At 60.4% G+C, this 19,570-nt stretch carries 25 protein-coding genes and 1 pseudogene; 22 read left to right on the forward strand and 4 right to left on the reverse strand.

Going from position 1 to position 19,570, the window contains the following annotated elements; genetic code table 11:
- Positions 1 to 7 precede the first annotated feature (7 nt).
- Positions 8 to 634 carry an integrase gene (locus N5C88_RS06245; RefSeq protein ID WP_022581026.1) on the reverse strand — a complete coding sequence of 209 codons (627 nt, stop codon included), beginning with the start codon at positions 632 to 634 and terminating at the stop codon, positions 8 to 10.
- A 315-nt stretch (positions 635 to 949) separates the two neighbouring features.
- On the opposite strand from N5C88_RS06245, the gene mobH reads away from it, so the two are divergent.
- The 11 genes from mobH (at position 950) to N5C88_RS06300 (ending at position 11,226) form a co-directional block, all read left to right on the forward strand.
- Positions 950 to 2,809 carry a MobH family relaxase gene (mobH, locus tag N5C88_RS06250; protein ID WP_023912032.1) on the forward strand — a complete coding sequence of 620 codons (1,860 nt, stop codon included), beginning with the start codon at positions 950 to 952 and terminating at the stop codon, positions 2,807 to 2,809.
- 213 nt (positions 2,810 to 3,022) lie between these two features.
- The gene (locus tag N5C88_RS06255) at positions 3,023 to 3,364 is read left to right on the forward strand and encodes a helix-turn-helix domain-containing protein (protein ID WP_031275834.1); all 342 of its coding nucleotides are present in this window, start codon (positions 3,023 to 3,025) and stop codon (positions 3,362 to 3,364) included.
- 4 nt (positions 3,365 to 3,368) lie between these two features.
- Positions 3,369 to 3,863, forward strand: a complete 495-nt coding sequence (locus N5C88_RS06260; protein WP_022580391.1) for an arsenate reductase ArsC — start codon at positions 3,369 to 3,371, stop codon at positions 3,861 to 3,863.
- Between the two features lie 157 nt (positions 3,864 to 4,020).
- Complete coding sequence (locus tag N5C88_RS06265) at positions 4,021 to 5,118, forward strand: IS5-like element ISPa100 family transposase (RefSeq protein ID WP_280014983.1); 1,098 nt, start codon at positions 4,021 to 4,023, stop codon at positions 5,116 to 5,118.
- 113 nt (positions 5,119 to 5,231) lie between these two features.
- Positions 5,232 to 5,549, forward strand: a complete 318-nt coding sequence (gene arsD / locus N5C88_RS06270; protein ID WP_050597112.1) for an arsenite efflux transporter metallochaperone ArsD — start codon at positions 5,232 to 5,234, stop codon at positions 5,547 to 5,549.
- 13 nt (positions 5,550 to 5,562) lie between these two features.
- Complete coding sequence (gene arsA / locus N5C88_RS06275; protein WP_023912030.1) at positions 5,563 to 7,329, forward strand: arsenical pump-driving ATPase; 1,767 nt, start codon at positions 5,563 to 5,565, stop codon at positions 7,327 to 7,329.
- On the forward strand, positions 7,326 to 8,438 hold the full coding sequence (arsB, locus tag N5C88_RS06280; protein ID WP_023912029.1) for an ACR3 family arsenite efflux transporter: 1,113 nt from the start codon (positions 7,326 to 7,328) through the stop codon (positions 8,436 to 8,438). The genes arsA and arsB overlap by 4 nt, the downstream gene beginning before the upstream one ends.
- 14 nt (positions 8,439 to 8,452) lie before the next feature.
- Complete coding sequence (gene arsC / locus N5C88_RS06285; RefSeq protein ID WP_022580387.1) at positions 8,453 to 8,875, forward strand: arsenate reductase (glutaredoxin); 423 nt, start codon at positions 8,453 to 8,455, stop codon at positions 8,873 to 8,875.
- Entirely contained in the window at positions 8,868 to 9,590 is a 723-nt protein-coding gene (gene arsH / locus N5C88_RS06290) for an arsenical resistance protein ArsH (RefSeq protein ID WP_031275831.1), read from the forward strand. Before arsC ends, arsH begins: the two co-directional genes overlap by 8 nt.
- A 110-nt stretch (positions 9,591 to 9,700) precedes the next feature.
- Entirely contained in the window at positions 9,701 to 10,282 is a 582-nt protein-coding gene (locus N5C88_RS06295) for a sigma-70 family RNA polymerase sigma factor (protein ID WP_023912027.1), read from the forward strand.
- A gap of 83 nt (positions 10,283 to 10,365) precedes the next feature.
- Positions 10,366 to 11,226, forward strand: coding sequence for a permease (locus N5C88_RS06300; protein WP_023912026.1), 861 nt, complete (start codon positions 10,366 to 10,368; stop codon positions 11,224 to 11,226).
- A gap of 135 nt (positions 11,227 to 11,361) precedes the next feature.
- On the opposite strand, the gene N5C88_RS06305 is transcribed toward N5C88_RS06300, so the two are convergent.
- Positions 11,362 to 12,333, reverse strand: a complete 972-nt coding sequence (locus N5C88_RS06305; RefSeq protein ID WP_022580383.1) for an IS5 family transposase — start codon at positions 12,331 to 12,333, stop codon at positions 11,362 to 11,364.
- On the opposite strand from N5C88_RS06305, the gene N5C88_RS06310 reads away from it, so the two are divergent.
- The 11 genes and pseudogenes from N5C88_RS06310 (at position 12,292) to N5C88_RS06360 (ending at position 18,422) form a co-directional block, all read left to right on the forward strand.
- Positions 12,292 to 12,681, forward strand: a complete 390-nt coding sequence (locus N5C88_RS06310) for a permease (RefSeq protein WP_071557724.1) — start codon at positions 12,292 to 12,294, stop codon at positions 12,679 to 12,681. The genes N5C88_RS06305 and N5C88_RS06310 overlap by 42 nt on opposite strands.
- Before the next feature lie 62 nt (positions 12,682 to 12,743).
- Positions 12,744 to 12,977, forward strand: coding sequence for a thioredoxin family protein (locus N5C88_RS06315; protein WP_022580381.1), 234 nt, complete (start codon positions 12,744 to 12,746; stop codon positions 12,975 to 12,977).
- 180 nt (positions 12,978 to 13,157) lie between these two features.
- Positions 13,158 to 13,482 (forward strand): annotated as a pseudogene (locus N5C88_RS06320) (Na+/H+ antiporter NhaA); the annotation flags it as partial.
- Between the two features lie 184 nt (positions 13,483 to 13,666).
- On the forward strand, positions 13,667 to 14,134 hold the full coding sequence (locus N5C88_RS06325; protein ID WP_022580379.1) for a DUF6789 family protein: 468 nt from the start codon (positions 13,667 to 13,669) through the stop codon (positions 14,132 to 14,134).
- 32 nt (positions 14,135 to 14,166) lie between these two features.
- Positions 14,167 to 14,295 (forward strand): hypothetical protein, encoded by a 129-nt coding sequence (locus N5C88_RS06330; RefSeq protein WP_022580378.1) that lies wholly within the window; start codon positions 14,167 to 14,169, stop codon positions 14,293 to 14,295.
- A 144-nt stretch (positions 14,296 to 14,439) separates the two neighbouring features.
- A complete protein-coding gene (locus N5C88_RS06335) occupies positions 14,440 to 14,997 on the forward strand; it encodes an RNA polymerase sigma factor (protein ID WP_022580377.1) in 558 nt (185 codons plus the stop codon).
- A 461-nt stretch (positions 14,998 to 15,458) separates the two neighbouring features.
- Positions 15,459 to 15,689, forward strand: a complete 231-nt coding sequence (locus N5C88_RS06340; RefSeq protein WP_223865769.1) for a DUF2282 domain-containing protein — start codon at positions 15,459 to 15,461, stop codon at positions 15,687 to 15,689.
- 69 nt (positions 15,690 to 15,758) lie between these two features.
- The gene (locus tag N5C88_RS06345; RefSeq protein ID WP_022580375.1) at positions 15,759 to 16,652 is read left to right on the forward strand and encodes a DUF692 domain-containing protein; all 894 of its coding nucleotides are present in this window, start codon (positions 15,759 to 15,761) and stop codon (positions 16,650 to 16,652) included.
- Positions 16,636 to 17,424: a DNA-binding domain-containing protein gene (locus tag N5C88_RS06350; protein ID WP_023912023.1), complete on the forward strand. Its 789-nt coding sequence runs from the start codon at positions 16,636 to 16,638 to the stop codon at positions 17,422 to 17,424. Before N5C88_RS06345 ends, N5C88_RS06350 begins: the two co-directional genes overlap by 17 nt.
- Positions 17,417 to 17,926, forward strand: coding sequence for a DoxX family protein (locus N5C88_RS06355; protein WP_022580372.1), 510 nt, complete (start codon positions 17,417 to 17,419; stop codon positions 17,924 to 17,926). Before N5C88_RS06350 ends, N5C88_RS06355 begins: the two co-directional genes overlap by 8 nt.
- 13 nt (positions 17,927 to 17,939) lie before the next feature.
- Positions 17,940 to 18,422, forward strand: a complete 483-nt coding sequence (locus N5C88_RS06360) for a DUF302 domain-containing protein (RefSeq protein ID WP_280014984.1) — start codon at positions 17,940 to 17,942, stop codon at positions 18,420 to 18,422.
- Positions 18,423 to 18,836: 414 nt separating this feature from the next.
- Here the strand turns inward: N5C88_RS06360 and N5C88_RS06365 are convergent, their stop codons facing one another.
- Both N5C88_RS06365 and N5C88_RS06370 read right to left on the reverse strand, forming a co-directional pair.
- The gene (locus N5C88_RS06365; protein ID WP_071557723.1) at positions 18,837 to 19,058 is read right to left on the reverse strand and encodes a GDCCVxC domain-containing (seleno)protein; all 222 of its coding nucleotides are present in this window, start codon (positions 19,056 to 19,058) and stop codon (positions 18,837 to 18,839) included.
- On the reverse strand, positions 19,055 to 19,510 hold the full coding sequence (locus N5C88_RS06370) for a carboxymuconolactone decarboxylase family protein (protein WP_022580370.1): 456 nt from the start codon (positions 19,508 to 19,510) through the stop codon (positions 19,055 to 19,057). The genes N5C88_RS06365 and N5C88_RS06370 overlap by 4 nt, the downstream gene beginning before the upstream one ends.
- Positions 19,511 to 19,570 lie beyond the last annotated feature (60 nt).

The following is a 19,570-nucleotide window of genomic DNA, read 5'->3' on the forward strand; positions in this document are numbered from 1 at the left end:
TCTCGCCTCAATGCACCTGCACGCCCAGCACGTTGAACACGGCCTCCGCCACGTCGTCGATCGTGCCATGCGTGACCGCATCCACCGGCGAGCGACCGCCCAGGCCTTCGAGCGGTTCGGACAGCGCGCGGTAGATCGTCCAGTGGTCGATGCCCTCGACCTCCTGAAGCACGGTTTGGGTCAACTGCTGCTTCACCGGGTCGAGCTGCCAGTCGGGCAGCTTCTGGCCGCGCGGCCCCACGTTCAGTGCCAGCAGCCGACGGGCGAGGATGTCCTTGTAGATTTGCTGGCGCGACTTGTCCGCCAGCTTGGCGAACTCGGCAGGCGGCAGATTGTCCGGCTGGTTGAAGGCTTCCAGCAGCACGGCGCGGCCTCGCTGGACATCGGTTTCATTCGGTGCCCAGCGCGTGTCGGAGCGCAACGCGGCCGCCTTGCGCTGCAAGGCCTGCACCACCGTTTCGCCTTCGAGGTTGGCGGGCAGCTTCACCGCTTCCACGCGCTCATGAATGAACGCCTGCAACTCGGCCGCGAAAGCCGGGGCATTGCGGATTTCGACGGTATCCGCGAAACGGCGCACATCCTCCACGGTGACGCGCGGCAGACGGTCGGCAATGAATTCGATCGCAGTGGGCATGGTCAGCTCCCAAGTAGGTTTGAGACAGGGTTCACTTTAGTCGCCTTTGTCGCATTTGTCAACTTAGTCGCCTGAGCGGAAGCCTACCTGGCGGTGTAGCGTCCCGGCAGCATAGGCCGGGGCCAGCGCCAGGTCGCCGTCCAATCCATTCGTGCGAGTTCCACATTGACGCTGGAGCCGCAGTCCAGGCCCCGCTATACCGAAACGGTTAAAGGCCAAAGGGTCGAAACGGCAAGGGAATGGGGTGCAAGGGGAAAGGCCCTACCTCGAAAAGGCAAAAAAGCCTCCCGCCCGGCCCGCCATCAGGACACCGACATGCTCTCCCTGTTCCAGCGAAAACGGCCCCCGGTCACTGCCGCGCCGTCGCCAGCCCCCGCCACCGACCTCCCGAAAGGGTTGATGCGGCCGGAATCGGCCGCATCGCTGCTGGCCACGCCGCGCCGGCAGAAGCTGCTGGAACACATCTGGCAGCGCACCTCGCTCTCGCGCAGGCAGTTCGCCACCCTGTACCGCACGCCACTGGAGCGCTACGCCGAGCTGGTCCAGGCTTTCCCGGCCTCCGAAGCACACCACCACGCATACCTCGGCGGCATGCTCGACCATGGTCTGGAAATCGTCGCCTACAGCCTGAAGCTGCGGCAGTCCCATCTGCTACCCATCGGTGCCAATCCCGAAGATCAGGCCGCACAGTCCGAAGCCTGGACCGCCGCCGTCGCTTACGCCGCGCTACTCCACGACGTCGGCAAGATCGCCGTTGATCTGCACATCGAGCTGGCCGACGGCAGTACCTGGCACCCGTGGCATGGCTCGCTGCGTCAGCCATACCGCTTCCGCTACCGCGACGATCGCGAGTACCGCCTGCACAGCGCCGCGACAGGCTTGCTCTACCGCCAGTTGCTCGACCGCGATGCCTTGGACTGGCTCAGTGGCTATCCGTCCTTGTGGGCATCCTTGCTTTACGTCCTGGCCGGGCAGTACGAGCACGCCGGGGTGCTGGGCGAACTGATCGTGCAGGCCGACCGCGCCTCAGTGGCCCAGGAACTCGGCGGTGATCCGGCGCGCGCGATGGCCGCGCCCAAGCACACACTACAACGCAAGCTGGTCAACGGGCTGCGCTACCTGCTCAAGGAGGACCTGAAACTGAACCAGCCCGAGGCCTCCGATGGCTGGCTCACCGACGACGCGCTCTGGCTGGTGAGCAAAACCGTTTCCGACAAGCTCCGCGCGCACCTGCTGTCCCAGGGCATCGATGGCATTCCCGCGAACAACACCGCAGTGTTCAACGTACTGCAAGACCACGGCATGTTGCAGCCGACGCCCGACGGCAAGGCGATCTGGCGGGCAATCGTGACCAGTTCGACCGGCTGGTCCCACTCGTTCACCCTGTTGCGGCTGGCACCTGCGCTGATTTGGGAGCCCGGCGAACGGCCAGCGCCGTTCGCGGGGACGGTGGCGATCGATACGACAGCGGCCGACAAAGATGCCGATGCCTCGGTGCAATCGGCGGCAATCGCGGCAACGCCTCCTGCCGAAGAGGAGCAGTCCGCTCCGTGGACGGACGCTGGCGGCGCCGCTGCCCCGGTTCACCCGTCCGCTGCCCGGGCCGTGCCCGATGTCATGGAAGACATGCTCGCGATGGTGGGAATGGGTGATTTGCCTGGCATCCGGCAGGATGCAGAAGCCGTCTCGGTCGAAGCGCCTGCCGCAGTCCCCGAAATGCCTGCATCGTCCGTGGCGAAGCCACTGCCTCCAGCGCCCGCGTCCACGGCCGCGCAGCCATCCGGCGAGCACTTCATGGCATGGCTGCAACAGGGCGTCGCCTCGCGGCGGCTCATCATCAACGACGCCAAGGCGCTCGTGCATACCGTGGGCGACACCGCCTACCTGGTCAGCCCCGGCGTCTTCCAGCGTTACGCGCAGGAGCACCCGCAAGTTGGCACGCTGGCGAAGCAGGAAAGCCAGCAGGATTGGCAATGGGTACAGAAGCGCTTCGAGCGGCTGCAATACCACCGCAAGCATCCCAACGGCCTGAATATTTGGACTTGTGAAGTAACCGGACCTCGCAAGTCTCGTCGGCTGCATGGCTATCTATTGATAGAACCTGCCCATGTGCTTGCCGAGTGTCCTCCAAATAATCCATATCTCTCGCTTTTGCGAGCAGATTCTGCCGTGTAAGCCATGTATTCGCCCGCCGACACGCCTCTTTGACCCATATCGGATCGATCCTGATCTTGCTGGTGCGCAGGCCCCCAAGGCCGAAGGCGTCAGGGGGCAAAGCCGGATGGCCGCAATTCGGCACGAAGCGCGGGGCCGTAGCCCGCGAACCCGACGGCGGCACGCCGGGACGCTATGCGGTTTCGCACTGACTCTTGCCAAACAATTCAATAAATGTTGTATTATCGAACAATGAACGAAGATCAAACTGTCTCTGCCCTGAGTGCTCTGGCTCACACGCAACGACTGCGCGTATTTCGTGCCTTGGTCGTTGCCGGCCCCGAAGGGCAAACCCCCAGCGTCTTGGCCGACCAGCTCGACGTCGCCCGTAACACCTTGTCCTTCCACCTGAAAGAGTTGGCCCACGCGGGTCTAGTCACGATCGAGCAAAAGGGCCGCAACCTGATCTACCGCGCCGACTTCGCCCATATGAACGGGCTACTCAGCTATCTGACCGAGCACTGCTGCCAGGGCAACGTGTGCGAAGTCACCAATCCCCCCCACTGTGACTGCTGATGCCATGACCGACACCACATACAACGCACTGTTCATCTGCACGGGTAACTCCGCACGCTCCATCCTCGCCGAAGGTATCCTCAACGAGTTGGGCAAGGGGCGCTTCCGAGCCTACTCAGCCGGCAGCCAGCCCAAGGGTGAAGTGCATCCGCTGGCACTTGCCACGCTGGAGCGGCTGCATATGCCGACGACCGGCTACCGCAGCAAAAGCTGGGACGAATTCGTGGCGCCAGGGGCACCAGTGTTCGACTTCATCTTCACCGTCTGCGACAACGCCGCCGGCGAGGCATGCCCGTTTTGGCCAGGGAAGCCGGTATCGGCGCACTGGGGCGTGCCCGATCCCGCAGCCATCGAAGGCAGCGAAGAACAACAACTCAAGGCATTCAAGGATGCCGCGCTGACCTTGCGCCGCCGCATCGAGTTGTTTCTGTCGCTGCCACTGCAACGCCTGGACGCGATGTCGCTGCAACGCGAGTTGCGAAACATCGGCCAAGAGTAAAGAGCGTTGCTTCGTTAACAACCAGATTTGAAAGGACACCCCATGCCAAACATCCAGATTTTCGACCCGGCGCTGTGTTGCAGCACCGGCGTATGGGCACCTCTAAAAACCCCCGTCCTACCCTGACCTACCGCCCAAACAGTTAGACAATCCTCCGATGAGCACACCTCCCGACCGCAGCGCCGTCAAGTTCGACCTGTTTGCCGATGCCGCGCGCAAGCGCAAGATCGAAGCGCTGGGCGATCCGCTGCAGCTCATTGCCCGGCACATTGACTTTGACCACCTCACGCAGGTCATCGATGACCTGCTGCCCCGGGGAGACGGACGCAAGGGCGGACGCCCGCCGTACCCCACATCCGTCATGGTGCGCATCCTGGTCTTGAAGTACCTGAACCAACTGAGCGACGAGCAGGTGGAATACCAACTACTCGACCGCATGAGCTACCAGCGCTTTTGCTTGCTGGAGGACAGCGCCACCATCCCCGACCGCAATACCGTCTGGCATTACCAGCAGCGCCTGGGCGCCGATGGTGTGACGGCCTTGTTCCAGGCGGTCGATGGCCAGTTGCTGGGCCACGGGTTCATTGCACGCTGCGGGCAGATCATCGACGCCACCCTGGTGCCCGCGCCCATCCAGCACTTCACCAAGGATGAGAAAGAGCAGTTGGCCCAGGTCAAGACCCCCGAGGACTGGAGCGATGCCAAGCGCCGGCAAAAAGACCTGGACGCCACCCATACCATGAAACACGGCAAGAGTTACCACGGCTACAAGCTGAGCATCAATGTAGACGTCAAGCACAAGTTCATCCGCAAGATCGCCACCGGCACGGCCAGCGAGCACGACAGCAGGCACTTCGATGAGGTGCTCGACGAGCACAACACCAGCCGGGATGTCTATGCCGACAAGGGCTACCCGAGCGCACGGCGCAGCGAAATGCTCCAGGTGCTGGGCTGGCGGGAGCATATCCAGCGCAAGGCCCAGAAGAGCAAGCCCCTGAGCGCATGCCAGAAGAAGCGCAACACGCGCATTGCCAGGATCCGTGCCCGAGTGGAGCACCCCTTTGCCCAAATGCGCCACATGGGCGGCAAGCTCATTCGCACCATCGGCCAGGTGCGCGCTGCGGTGGCCATGACCATGATGGCGGCCTGCTACAACCTCAAGCGCCTGGCCAGGTTCCTCGAAGATGGGGTGGATGCGTTCTACAAGGGCGGGCCATCAAAGAGCGAGGTGCGCCTGCAGGGGATCAATGCGTGAGAAATGGGGCGGAAAACGCCCTGGAACATGCCATATTTGCTTAAAAAATGGGCAGAACTGAAATGCTCGGTCTGCCTCAGTCGGCACGCTGCTGAAAACGGCGGTTTTTAGAGGTGCCCGTATGTGGCGTTGAAGTAGATCAAAACTTGGTGAATTTCGCTGCCGATGTGGATTGGGCCAAGCAAAACGGCGCCCAGGTCGAACGCTTCAACCTAGCTCAACAACCCCTTGCTTTCGCCGAAAACCCAACCGTGAAGGGCTTTTTGGAACGCTCAGGCCAAGAGTCGCTGCCCTTGATTCTGGTTGATGGAGAGGTGGCCTTGGCCGGCCGCTACCCCAGCCGAAGCGAATTGACCCGCTGGGCTGGCATCGAGTCGCTCGAAGCCTCTTCAGCAAAAGACACTTGTTGCTCTGGTGGCCGCTGCTGCTGAACAAGGAGATTCCATGCACTTTCTGACCCAGCCACCCCGTTTTCTTTTCTTTACCGGCAAGGGGGGCGTCGGCAAGACCTCCATCGCCTGTGCAGCGGCCGTGCAACTGGCAGCCCAGGGCAAGCGCGTGCTGCTCGTCAGCACCGACCCAGCGTCCAACGTGGGGCAGGTTTTCGGTGAGCGCATCGGCAACCGCATCACGGCGATTGCCGCCGTGCCGAACCTGTGGGCACTGGAAATCGACCCGCAGGCGGCCGCACAAGCGTACCGTGACCGCATTGTCGGCCCGGTGCGAGGCGTGTTGCCCGATACGGTCGTGGATGGCATCGAAGAATCCCTGTCGGGTGCCTGCACCACGGAAATTGCCGCCTTCGACGAGTTCACGGCCTTGCTGACCGATACGGCGTTAACGCAGGACTACGAACATGTCATCTTCGACACGGCTCCTACCGGGCACACCATCCGCCTGCTGCAACTGCCGGGCGCATGGAGCGGCTTTCTGGAAGCAGGCAAAGGCGATGCGTCGTGCCTGGGGCCGCTGGCGGGACTGGAAAAGCAGCGCAGCCAATACAAGGCAGCAGTAGAAGCGTTGGCCAACCCCTTACGCACCCGTCTGGTGCTGGTTGCTCGCGCGCAGCGCACCACGCTGCGCGAGGCGGCACGCACCCATGAAGAACTGGCCGCAATTGGCCTGTCGCAGCAACATCTGGTCATCAACGGCGTATTCCCTGCCAGCGAGGCCAAGAACGATACGCTTGCCGCTGCCATCCATGAAAGAGAGCGGGCTACGCTGGCCGCCATTCCGTCGGCACTCCAGGCGTTGCCTCGGGATCAGATCGCGCTCAAGCCGTTCAACCTCGTCGGCCTCGAAGCCCTGCGCCACCTGCTGGTTGATACCGACGCTACGCATAGTGCCGATGCCATCGAACTGCCCGAGCAGATCAATGCGCCGGACTTGTCTGCGCTGGTCGATGAGATCGCCGCTGATGGGCACGGACTGATCATGGTGATGGGCAAAGGCGGCGTGGGCAAGACCACGCTGGCCGCCGCCATCGCGGTGGAATTGGCGGGCCGGGGGCTGCCCGTGCAGCTGACCACCTCTGACCCGGCTGCGCATCTGGCCGATACGCTGGAAGGTTCGCTGCCCAGCCTGGCACTCAGCCGCATCGACCCCCAGGAGGCCACTGCGCGCTACCGCCAGCATGTGATGGACACCAAGGGCGCAGCGCTCGATGCGGAAGGCCGGGCGCTGCTGGAAGAAGATCTGCGTTCACCGTGCACCGAGGAGATCGCGGTGTTCCAGGCGTTCTCCCGCGCCATCCGCGAAGGGGGACGGAAGTTCGTGGTCATGGATACGGCCCCGACCGGCCATACCTTGTTGCTGCTGGATGCCACCGGCGCCTACCACCGCGACATCGTCCGGCAGATGGGCGAGACGGACGTTCACTTCACGACGCCGATGATGCAGTTGCAAGACCCGAAGCAGACCAAGGTACTCATCGTCACCCTGGCCGAAACCACACCCGTGCTGGAAGCGGCCAATCTGCAAGACGACCTGCGCCGCGCGGGCATAGAACCGTGGGCCTGGGTCGTCAACAACAGCGTTGCGGCCGCGCACCCGCATTCTCCGCTGCTGCGCCAGCGCGCACGCAACGAATTGCGGGAAATCGACGCTGTGGCCACGCGGCACGCTCAACGCTATGCCGTAGTGCCTCTTCTGACCGAGGAGCCGGTAGGGGTAGAGCGCCTACGGGCTTTGGCAAACTGGAAAATGTCATGAATCAAGGTAATTCTCAAAGCGGACATTCGCTGCCGAATCCTCCCGCTCGCCTGTCCTTCCTGGATCGCTACCTCACCGTCTGGATTTTCGCTGCAATGGCACTGGGCGTTGCCCTGGGCACGCTGTTCGACGGTTTGCCCGATGCGCTCAATGCACTCTCGGTCGGTACGACCAACGTCCCTATCGCCATCGGTCTGATCCTGATGATGTACCCGCCGCTGGCCAAGGTGCGCTACGAGACGCTGCATGAAGTCTTCGCCGACAGGCGCGTGCTCCTGCTGTCTCTGGTGCAGAACTGGATCATCGGGCCGGTGCTGATGTTCGTGCTGGCGGTGATCTTCCTGCGTGACCAGCCGGAATACATGACCGGCCTGATCCTGATCGGGCTGGCACGCTGCATCGCTATGGTGCTGGTGTGGAACCAGTTAGCGCGTGGCGACAACCAGTACGTCGCGGGGTTGGTCGCCTTCAACTCGATTTTCCAGATCCTGTTCTTCTCGACCTACGCCTGGTTCTTCCTGTCGGTGCTACCGCCTGTATTCGGCTTACAAGGCAGTGTCATCGACGTGGGCTTCTGGACGATCACCGAAGCGGTGCTGATCTACCTGGGCATCCCGTTCCTGGCCGGCTTCCTGACCCGGCGCACACTGATCCGGCGCAAGGGACAGGACTGGTACGAGCACACCTTCCTGCCCCGGATCAGCCCCATCACCCTGGTGGCGCTGCTGTTCACCATCGTGGCGATGTTCAGCCTCAAGGGCGCCGACGTGGTGCGCTTGCCGCTGGACGCGCTGAAGATCGCCGTGCCGCTGACGCTCTACTTCGTGATCCAGTTTCTCATCAGCTTCTTCATGGGCCGGCTGATCCAGGCCGACTATCCGCGCACCACCGCCATCGCTTTCACCGCCGCGGGCAACAACTTCGAGCTGGCCATTGCCGTGGCCATCGCAGCATTCGGCCTGGCCTCACCCGTCGCCTTCACCACTGTGATCGGGCCGCTGGTAGAGGTGCCGGTGCTCATCCTGTTAGTGCATGTTGCCTTGCGGCTGGGCCGCCGGTGGCGGTTCACTGGAGCCAGCATGTATTCCACCAACCCCACGAATCTCTGAATCGAAGCAAGGGTATGAGCCAAATTACCATCTATCACAACCCCGCCTGCGGCACATCGCGCAACACGCTGGGCCTGATCCGCAACAGTGGCGAAGAGCCGACGGTCATCGAATACCTCAAGACGCCGCCTTCACACGCAACGCTGGTCAAGCTGCTGGCCGATGCCGGCTTGAGCGTGCGCGACGTGCTGCGCGAAAAAGGCACGCCCTATGCAGAGTTGGGCCTGGCCGATCCGAAATGGACGGATGACCAGTTGCTCGATTTCATCGGGCAACATCCCATCCTGATGAACCGGCCCATCGTGGTCACACCGCTGGGCACGAAGCTGTGCCGCCCTTCGGAAACCGTGCTGGACATTCTGCCGCAGCCGCAGCGCGGCGCATTCAACAAGGAAGACGGCGAGCCAGTCATCAATGCGGAAGGTCGCCGTGTCTGAAGCGCGCCTTGACCTCCCCAATATCGACGCAGCGCTATTTCAGCCACCGGACGCGGCGCGATTGCTGGCGCCCGAACGTGCAGGCCACGCGCCGCGCTTTCTTCTGCTCTATGGCTCGCTGCGGGAGCGCTCGTACAGCCGTTTCGCCACCGAAGAGGCCGCACGCATCCTGCGTGCGCTCGGTGGCGAGACACGCATGTTCAATCCATCTGGCCTGCCGCTGGTGGACGATGCGCCTAGCGATCACCCGAAGGTGCAGGAGTTGCATGCGCTGACGCAATGGGCCGAAGCGATGGTTTGGTGCTCGCCCGAGCGCCACGGCGCGATGACCGGTCTCATGAAAACCCAGATCGACTGGATTCCGCTGTCGGTCGGCGCGGTGCGCCCGACCCAGGGCAAGACGCTGGCGGTGATGCAGGTATCGGGCGGCTCACAGTCGTTCAACGCGGTCAACCAGATGCGCGTGCTGGGCCGCTGGATGCGCATGCTGACTATCCCCAATCAGTCCTCGGTCGCCAAGGCGTATCAGGAGTTCGACGACGCTGGTCGCATGAAGCCTTCGGCCTACTACGACCGCATCGTGGACGTGATGGAAGAACTGATGAAGTTCACGCTGCTCACGCGCGACGCGGCGCCGTACCTGGTGGATCGCTACAGTGAACGCAGGGAATGTGCCGAGGCATTGAGCATTCGAGTTAAACAGGCTGCGATCTGATTCGTCTCAGAGACTCATGAGTACAGCTCAAGGCGCCGCAAAAGACAAACTACAAGGCAACGCGCCTGGGAGCGGTGTTCATTTCTGGCAAAGAGTAATGTCAAAGCATCATGAGTACGAGAAAAATCACACCAACCCTGTCTCTCAATAACACAGGTTTTGATTGTGTCTCGCGTGCATGGCGAGCACACGAAAAAGAGCTGCGTGCTTTTCTGATTCACCGTGCGGACGACCGGGATATGGCGGAAGACCTACTGCAGGAGGTCTTCCTGAAGTCGATGCGTCAGGGGCTGCGCTTTTGTGAGCTGACCAATCCGCGTGCCTGGTTGTTCGAGGTGGCGCGCAACGCATTGATTGATTCGGTAAGCTTAAACAAACCGTTTGAAGAGCTGCCCGAACATCTGGAGGCCGAGCTGGGAAGCGAGCGCGCGCCCATCGATGAATTAGATATTTGCATTGAGCGCATCTTGTCGGAACTGGCGGCAGAAGATCGTTCCATCATCCAGAGCTGCGATCTTCAGGGAAAAACTGTGCGTTCATACGCTCAAGACTACAGACTCACACTGGCTGCCGCCAAGTCTCGCATCCTCAGGGCCAGAAAGCGACTGCGTGACAGTCTTGTTGAGCGCTGCCAAGTGGGCTTTGATGAGACAGGGCGGGTTTGCTGTCATGTGCCACGCACGCTGAGCTGAATCCTTTTGCGTTCTTGTTCGTCTCCTCAATGAGCGTGTCGCATCGTGCGGCATGGCCAGATAAACATAGAGAGAGCAAGAACATGACTGTCCCGCCTAACGCCCAAGGGGGCTGCTGCAGCCAGCCAAGACCTGTTGCAGCAGCCCCAAGCCCTGATTCAAAATCGTGGAATCGCAGGTATTTTTTCAGCATCGCGGCTCTGGCAGCACTTTGGTGGGCGGCTTATTCCTACATCCTCCCTGCCTCAAACTGGATCGCATTTGATTTGCTTGGGGTTTCTGCTGATTCGCACGCAGGCGCTTCGCTGGAGTTCTTCATTTATGACACAGTGAAGATTCTTTTGCTTTTGACGATGCTGATTTACGTCATCGCCTGGCTTCGCGCTTCCATGAATACAGAGCGGGTGCGAGATTATCTCGTCGGTAAGCGGCGCGGACTTGGCTATCTTTTAGGGGCATCATTCGGCGCAGCAACGCCTTTTTGTTCCTGCTCCAGCATCCCGCTGTTTTTGGGGTTCACCACGGCTCGCATCCCCATTGGCATTACCATGTCGTTTTTGATCACCTCCCCGCTCATTAACGAAATTGCGGTTGTGTTGCTGTGGGGGTTGCTTGGCTGGAAATTCACGCTCATTTATCTGGCAGTTGGCATGGGGGCAGGCATCCTGGGCGGGTTCTTGATGGACAGTCTAAAAGCGGAGCGCTGGTTGCAACCATTTGTGATCGATGCTATGGGAAAATCGCCGAATGCCATGCAGCACACCAACGGCATGGGCAAGGCTGAAAAACTCTCGGTACGACAACGGCATGATTTTGCTTATGCGGAAATGATCTCCATTTTCAAGAAAGTCTGGAAGTGGGTCGTCATTGGCGTCGGTATCGGTGCCGCATTGCATGGTTTTGTGCCTGACAACTGGTTTGCTGACAACCTAGGGAAGGTCTGATCAAAAGCCGAGATTCACGGAAATCATGTATTTGAACCCAGCTTCAAATAGAATGAGTCTCAAATGGCCATCCAAACGGCCATTTATGCCTTGATTTGTGCCTGCAGCACGCCTTTTCGCGTGCTGCAGGCACACCTATCCTGCGGCAAGCAGTTGCTTTCTGGCCATCCACAGGTTGGCCAAGGCAAACAGCGTGACCATTTGCCCATGATTCTTGGCCAAGCCGCGGTAACGAGCCTTGGTGTGACCGAACTGTCGCTTGACTACCCGAAAGGGGTGTTCGACCGCGGCACGTATCGATGCTTTCAGATGCTCGATGCGCTCGGTGATCTCTCGCAACTTGGCATCGGCGATGGCTTTGACCTTGCTGCGCTGCTCGGCGATGTAGAAATGTCGGCCGCGTTTGGGTTTCACGCGCTTGGCGGCACCGCGATAGCCGGAGTCACCGTAGACCGCTTTTTCCCTGCCGTGCAGCAAGTTGGCGATTTCGGTGACATCGCCGACGTTGGCTGCCGTGGTGGTTACGGTGTGCACCAATCCGGTTCGTTCATCGACGCCGATGTGCGCCTTCATGCCGAAGTACCACTGGTTGCCCTTGCGGGTTTGGTGCATGTCCGGGTCGCGCTTGTGATCCTTGTTCTTCGTCGACGGTGCCGCATGAATGATCGTCGCGTCCACGATCGTGCCTTCGGAGAGCTTCATTCCGTGTTCGCCCAGGTACGTCGTGATCACGTCAAACAGCGGCTGTGCCAGCTGATGCTTTTCCAGCAGGTGCCGAAACTTGCAAATGGTGGTCTCGTCGGGTGCGCCTTCGCGCCCCAGGTCGATGCCGACAAATCGGCGCATGGCTTGCGAGTCGTACAGCGCCTCTTCGGCCGCCGGATCCGACAGTGCGTACCACTGCTGCAGCAGGTGAATCCGCAGCATCCGTTCCAACCCAATCGGTTGACGACCGCCGCGTTCGGGCGTCTTCGGATAGTGCGGTTCCACCACCGCGCACAACCGATCCCACGGCACCACCTTGTCCATTTCGGCCAGAAACACATCACGGCGAGTCGCCTTGCGATGGCGTTCGAAGCCGGCGTCCGATTCCGTGGCAAGCGTCATCTGTTTGGGTCGGGTCACAGTGTCGTTCCTGATGGGTTGAAGGTTCGACCGCAGAGCAAAATCAGAGTTTCCCTAGGCACCGGCCAATGGTGGACTGTGCCTTCAGCGGTATTGGTGGGCATACCCTTATATTCCAACGTCACTGGCATTATCCCGATCATGGAGAGCCTGCTTCTGAAAGGCCTGCCTATCGGCACCACACTGGCTTTCTGCATGAGTTCTGTGGCTGCCAGCATTCCTGAATTCATGATGCTGCGTCAGATCATGACCATCAAACTGCAAGCGACCTTTATTCTCTATCTATGGGTGGTCTTCACCCTGGTTGGGTGGCTACTCAATGCGATGTAGCTACTTATATTGTGAATTTCAATACTCAATCAAAACGCCAGTTTTTATCAAAGGAGAAAATCATGGATATCAAAGTGCTCGGCACAGGCTGTGCCAATTGCAAGGCCACCATCGCACTGATCATTCAGGTTACCCAAGACAAAGGCCTGCAAGCCGAAGTAAGCAAGGTTGAGGACCTACGTGAGATCATGTCTTACGGCGTGATGAGCACGCCAGGCGTTGTGATCAATGGGAAAGTCGTGCATGCCGGCGGCGTGCCACCACGCAACATGATTGAGCAGTGGCTGGGCGCATAGGTGTCGCACACCGGCACAAATCCACATCCGACGAATCGAATTTACTGGCCACGGCCTTCTGATCATCATTTTGTTACATCTCGCGGCTGACAGGTTTATACATCGGTCGGGCCGCCACGCGGAGTTATCACGACCATGAATCGCCATACCACGCGGCAGGATCTACCGCGTGCCTAGCTTCTGGCCGAACGCGCCTTCGCCACCCTCGAACGCTTCCTGCATATCGAAGCCGCCAAGCATCGTGCTGTTGATAGCCGCTGGCGTGGCGCTGATCTGGGCCAATTCTCCGATTGCCCCCGGCTATCACGCGCTCTGGCATCTGCCGGTGTCACTTGGCATCGGCAGCCTCACTGTCTCCCAGTCGCTGCACTTCGTGATCAACGACGGCCTGATGACTATCTTCTTCCTAGTCGTGAGCATGGAAATCCGCCGCGAAATCCATGAAGGTGCCTTGAGTAATCTGCGCCAGGCCAGCTTGCCGATCATCGCGTCGCTGGACGGCGTGACACGCTGCAGCGATGAGCGGCGGGAAGATGGCCGCAGATGGAGAAGACGACTCTCGGCCCAACAATTTAGCGAATCGACCGAATCGTTTTCCCAGTTCGGCGCCTCTATAGGACAAGTGGGGCGCCGTAGGGCCTCCATCAATTCCGGGATCAGCGATCCCCAGCCTTGAGGAGCTTGAAACCATGTCTTGTTACATTCGTTCGATGGTCGCTGGGTTTGCCGCCACTGTGGTGCTGTCGCTGCTGTTGCTGATGAAGGTGGCAATGGGATTGATGCCCGAGTTGAATCCCGTCGCCATGCTCACGGACATGGCACACGCAAACATGGGTATGCCGGCCTCCCCGATGGTCGGATGGGTGGCGCACTTCATGATCGGTACCGTCCTGTGGGGCATTCTGTTCAAGCTGCTGTATGGCCTTCTCCCCGGTGGAAATGCGTTTCTCAAAGGCATATCCCTCTCCGTGCTGGCTTGGCTGCTGATGATGATCCTGCCGATGCCGATGGTCGGCGCGGGTCTGTTCGGGATGAAGCTCGGCATGATGGCGCCGGTGATGACCCTGATGATGCACCTCATTTGGGGTGCGGTGCTGGGTTACACCTATGGTCGCCTGCAAGCCAATTCGAGTGCTACCAGGGCTGTTACGCCTTGATGAGCAGCAGCTACCGCAGTGAGGATACGAACATGATGAAGGAAACGGAGGTCACAACCGAAAGCGAGATGGCGCCGGATAACAGTACGCTGTATGTCGGGCTGGGCGGCTATGTGACAGCCACCAGCGTTTTAGCAGGTTTGTCTGCCCGGTTTGCGTGATAGCAGCTCCCGCTTTGCTTGCGACGGGTGTATATCAGAAGATCAGGAATCGAAGCCGCAAGCCCAAAAATGGGAGCGGCATAACGACGGGCGGAATAAAGGCTCACTGATTAACTGATCATTGAGCCGGAACAGGAGATCAGCATGCGTGCCTCTTTTAACGACCGAAACAATTTAATCATGGCGGCACAGACTGGAGACGCGGCCGCCCTTTCCCGTTTGCTGGCGGTGTGCCAAGCTGATGCGCGCCGCTATGCGTACAAGCACTGCCATGCGAGCGACGTTGATGATGCCGTTCAAGAATCGCTACTCATCATTTCTCGCAAGGTCAGCGGGCTAAAAGCGGCGGCGGCCTTTTCATCGTGGCTGTTCACGATCATCAAGCACGAATGCCGCAAGCTCGCGCGAATGATGTTCAAGCACGAGCCACTGCCTGATGAAGTAGCAGAGGAGCTGCTGCTTCATCGCCCCGACGATGAATTGAGAATCGACCTTGCCCATGCTCTGGAGTCGTTGCCTGCCCACTACCTCGAAGTGGTACTTCTGCGCGACTTCGAGGAGTTGACCATTGCCGAGATCGCCGCCAAGTTGGGTGAGCAACCTGGGGCGGTCAAGAGTCGTCTGCACCGCGCTCGTGAACTGGTGCGCGAATACATGCTTGGTTCAGAGCCATCCTCCGGTCACCGCGCCCCGATGAAGTAAAGGGTTTTAGGCTACTCCCGCGTGGGAAGAGTCCGCATTGATAAGCCGCAGAAGCCCAGAGCACATGCGACATGCGTTGCCCTCTGCGTGCGATTCCACTGGCATGGCGGTATGCCTTATCGAATTGGTACTGATCGCCTTCCTCGGGCTATCTAACCACAACCAGCCTTCGCCTGCGCTTGACGGCGAATCTCGCGCTCGCTTGCCAAGCGATGGGGCGACCAGCGATCGAGAACTTTTTTTCGCTGCCCGCGAACCGTTTTGCGTGACGGGCACCTCCTAGTAAATAAGGCTGGCAGTTGCTGGCCTATTACCCGCAGCTCACCCGGCTGCTTCTTTCCTTTCAGGAGATTGCAATGTCAAACCGTATGTTGTCCGCCGCTGTTGCTACGGCGTTTGTCGCCGCCTTCGCTGCTCCCGCTTTTTCTCAGGGCATGAGCCAGGCCGACATGCAGAAGAAGATGCAGGAGAACCAAGCCAAGAGCATGGAGATGATGAAGACCGGCAAGTTCGACAAGTGCTACGGCGTCGCCCTCAAGGGGCAGAACGACTGCTTCGCTGGCGCCGGCACGAGTTGCGCGGGCACCAGCACCACCGACTACCAGGGCAACGCCTGGAAGCTGGTCGCCAAGGGCACCTGCACCACGATCTCGACGCCCAACGGTCACGGCAGCCTCACCGCCAAGTCCTGACGCCAGCGTTCACCTTGGTGGGCGGTGGCCTGTCGCCCCGCCCATCAGCTTGCGATAACGAGGACCAACATGGGCATTCACCAAACCGGGCACGCCGCCGAGCGGGAAATCCCTGCGCGAGCGGGTGTCAGCCTCAAGCCCGATCACTACCACACGATCATCGAATCGTGGCCGGATATGGGCTTCTTTGAAGTCCATGCGGAAAACTACATGGGCGCCGGTGGTCCGCCCCATCGCTACCTGACCGCCATCCGCGAACACTATCCCCTGTCGTTGCACGGCGTGGGCCTGTCCATCGGGGCCGACAGACCGCTCGACCAGGCGCATTTGCAACGCCTAAAGGCGCTGGTCGAGCGGTACGAACCCGGCCTGGTGTCGGAGCACCTTGCATGGTCTTCGCACGGCACCAGCTACCTCGATGATCTGTTGCCGGTGCCCTACACCGACGAGACGCTGAACCGCATCTGCCAGCACATTGACGAGGTGCAAACGGCCCTGAGCCGGCAAATGCTGCTGGAGAACCCCGCGACCTATATCTGGTTCAAGGAGAGCACCTGGCGCGAGACGGATTTCATCCGTGAGATCGCCCGCAGAACCGGATGCGGTCTGCTGCTGGATGTGAACAACGTCCATGTGGCGAGCACGAATCAGCAATGGGACGCGCGCACCTATATCAACGACTTCCCCCTTGACCATGTGCAGCAAGTCCACCTGGCCGGCCACTCCCGCCAGACGGACGAGAAGGGACGCCCCTTGTTGATCGACTCACACGACCAAAGAGTGGATGAGCGGGTGTGGAACCTCTTTAGGCAGGTCATCCAACGCATCGGGTCAGTCCCTACGCTGATCGAGTGGGATTCCAACATTCCCGCATGGCCCGAACTGCAAGCGGAAGCCGTGATGGCCGATGTGCTGATGGGCATGTCCAACGTACAGGAGCGACGTCATGGCACGCTTGGCTGAACGCCTGGAGGAATTTGCCTCGGCGCTGCTCGACCCGGAACGCGCGGTGCCCGAGGGGCTGGTCGGCCCCGACAGCGAGCCGAGCGCACGGCGCTTTGCCGTCTATCGGAACAATGTGTTCGTTGGCCTGACGGACGCGCTGCGCGCGGGCTTTCCCTGCGTCGTCAAGCTGGTGGGCGACGAATACTTCGCGGCGATGGCTCGCGTCTTCGCGGCCGCCATGCCGCCCGGCTCGCCGGTGCTGCTGCACTATGGAGCCGAGTTCCCGGACTTCATCGCGTCCTTTCCCCCGGCGGAATCCTTGCCTTATCTCGCCGACGTGGCCCGCATCGAGCGCGCCGCGACCGAGGCTTACCACGAGCGCGAAGCAGAGCCGTTGGCACCCAGCGCGCTCGCCAGCGTATCGCCAGACCAAGCACCCATGCTGCGGTTTCGGCTTCACCCTTCCGTGCGCCTGGTGCGCTCGCCATTCCCAGCCTTCACGATCTGGCGGATGAACGCCCCCGATGGCACGCCGGCACCCGTTGATCTCTCCGAAGCGCAGGACACGATGGCGCTGCGCCCCGACGCCGAGGTGGATGTGCGCCAGGTGCTCCCCGCGAGTCATGACTTCGTGGTCGCGCTCGGCCAGGGCCTGACGCTATCGCAGGCGATGGAAACAGCCCTCGCCACCGACGGCGGTTTCGACCTGTCGGAGAACTTGCGGGAATTGATCCAGATGGGCGCTTTTGTCGGCTTCGAGTTGGAAGCCAGGGAGAACGATCATGAGTAACTTCCAAGTGCCGAAGGGTTGGCCCGGAATACTTGGCGCGGCGAACTGCGCATTGCACTGGCTAACAAAGATCGCCGGCATGGCGGCGCCGCTGTTCCTTCGCGTAGCACTGGCCTTGCCCTTCTTCAAGTCGGGCCTCACCAAATGGGACGGCTTCCTGTCGCTGGCGCCGACGGCGAGCTTTCTGTTTGAAGAGGAATTCAAGCTGCACATCCTGGGGAAGGTCTATGACCTGCCTGCGCCTGACGTGCTCGCCTTCGCCAGTGGATCGGCCGAGATCATCTTTCCGATCCTGCTGATTTTCGGACTTGGTACGCGCTTGAGTGCCCTGGGCTTGCTCGGCATGACGGCGGTGATCCAACTCATCGTGCCGGACGGGTGGGCGAACTTTCATCTGCCTTGGGCGACGATGGCGATTGCCTTGATCGCCATCGGGCCGGGACAACTATCGCTCGACCATTGGATTCGCGGACTCTTGAAGCGCCAACAGGCTTCGGCCTGACAAGGAGTTCTGCATGCTTGCATTGCGCGCCACATCCCTCGTGATGGCATGTTGTTTTGCTTCGGCGGCGGGAGCCGCCGATGGGCTGATCGCGGTACAAAGCCCTTACAGCGTCAAGGAGACCATCGACCGCTTCGAGACTGCCGCCAAGTCTCGGGGCATCAACGTCTTCTTGCGCCTCGATCACGCGCAGGGTGCCAAGAAGGTCGGCAAGGATTTGCGGCCGACCGAACTTCTGGTGTTCGGCAATCCCCAGGGCGGCACCCCCTTGATGGAATGCGCGCAGACTGCCGGTATCGACCTACCCCTGAAGGCGCTGGCCTGGCAGGACGCGGCCGGGCAAGTCTGGCTGGCCTACAACGATCCGAAGTATCTCGCGTCGCGCCACGGCGCCGACAACTGCGGCCCCGTCGCGGAAAACATGTCGAAGGCGTTGGGTGGCATAACGCAGCCATCCATAAATGAACGTACTCGACCGGCTCGGCCTCGCCGTTAAGACGGTGGGAGACGTGTTTTCTCAGCCTGCGCCATACTAGGAACAGCATGTTCAGAGACAAGGTGCCAATGCCCACAGCGACAGCGAATCGGCAGTCGACCACTGGAACAACGAACGGCAGCAGGCCCACGGCGAGCGCCGGTGGCACATGCAGATCGAATAGTCGCAAGATCAGGATGCCCAATCCGGTGAGAAGCGGTGTGAGAACGAGCATCCCCGGCGCTTTGGCCCAGGTGCCGTGCGGTCGCTTGATGACGTCATGGGCCAGAGCGCCCAGTCCGGGAAAAAGAATGTAGTCAACATGCATGGCTACCGCGATCCACGCGATCACGCCCATGTAGAGTGCGGTCAGCGACTCGCCAAAGAATCCCTACGGCGGCGGCGACCACCGGACGCCTAACAATCTCATGTCTTCTACTCACAACATCCTCCGGCAACACCTTCCTGCTTGGATGGACACCTGCTGGTGCCGTAAGAGCAGAACACGCAGCAGTCGCCCGGCTTCGGTTTTAACAATTCATGGCACACCGGGCACTCGTAGAAGAACTGGCACGAATCAACAGGCATGACTTCCGTTTTTTTGAAACCGCATTTCGGGCAAGTAATGGTTGACTCCAAAGTGTGCACTGTATTCATTTCGTCACCGCCGGCAGAGCGTAGGACGCAAAGGCTAGTTCCATAGGGGTGTCGAACAGGTGGTTGGTGTAGTTCGAGAGCGTCTTGATGGCGATAGCGAGCACCACTTGCAACGCCTGCGGCTCGCTGTAGCCTGCGCCGGTGAAGCTCTGCAAACTGGCCTGGGACGGATTGCCCCGCGATTCCACCATTTCTTTGACGAAGTCAGCCAGGGCGCGCAACTTCGGGTCATCAATCGCCGTGCCCTCACGGATCGCCTGGAGCGCCTGCGGCGGCACCTTCGATACCTTCTCGGCGATCATGCTGTGAGCGGCCACGCAGTAGTGGCAGTCGTTGATCCGGCTGATGACCAGCAACACGACTTCTTGCTCGGCCGGCGTGAAGCCCGATTCCTTGCGGAACCAGTCCATCCCGTGCAGGTAGGTCGAGAGTGCACCAGGGGCGTGGGCCATTTCCCCGTATATGCTGGGAATGAACCCCTGCTTATTGCGCGTGTTGCTCAGGAATTCGCG

It is taken from the genome of Achromobacter sp. GD03932 (assembly GCF_029839485.1).
Lineage (GTDB): Bacteria > Pseudomonadota > Gammaproteobacteria > Burkholderiales > Burkholderiaceae_B > Achromobacter > Achromobacter bronchisepticus_A.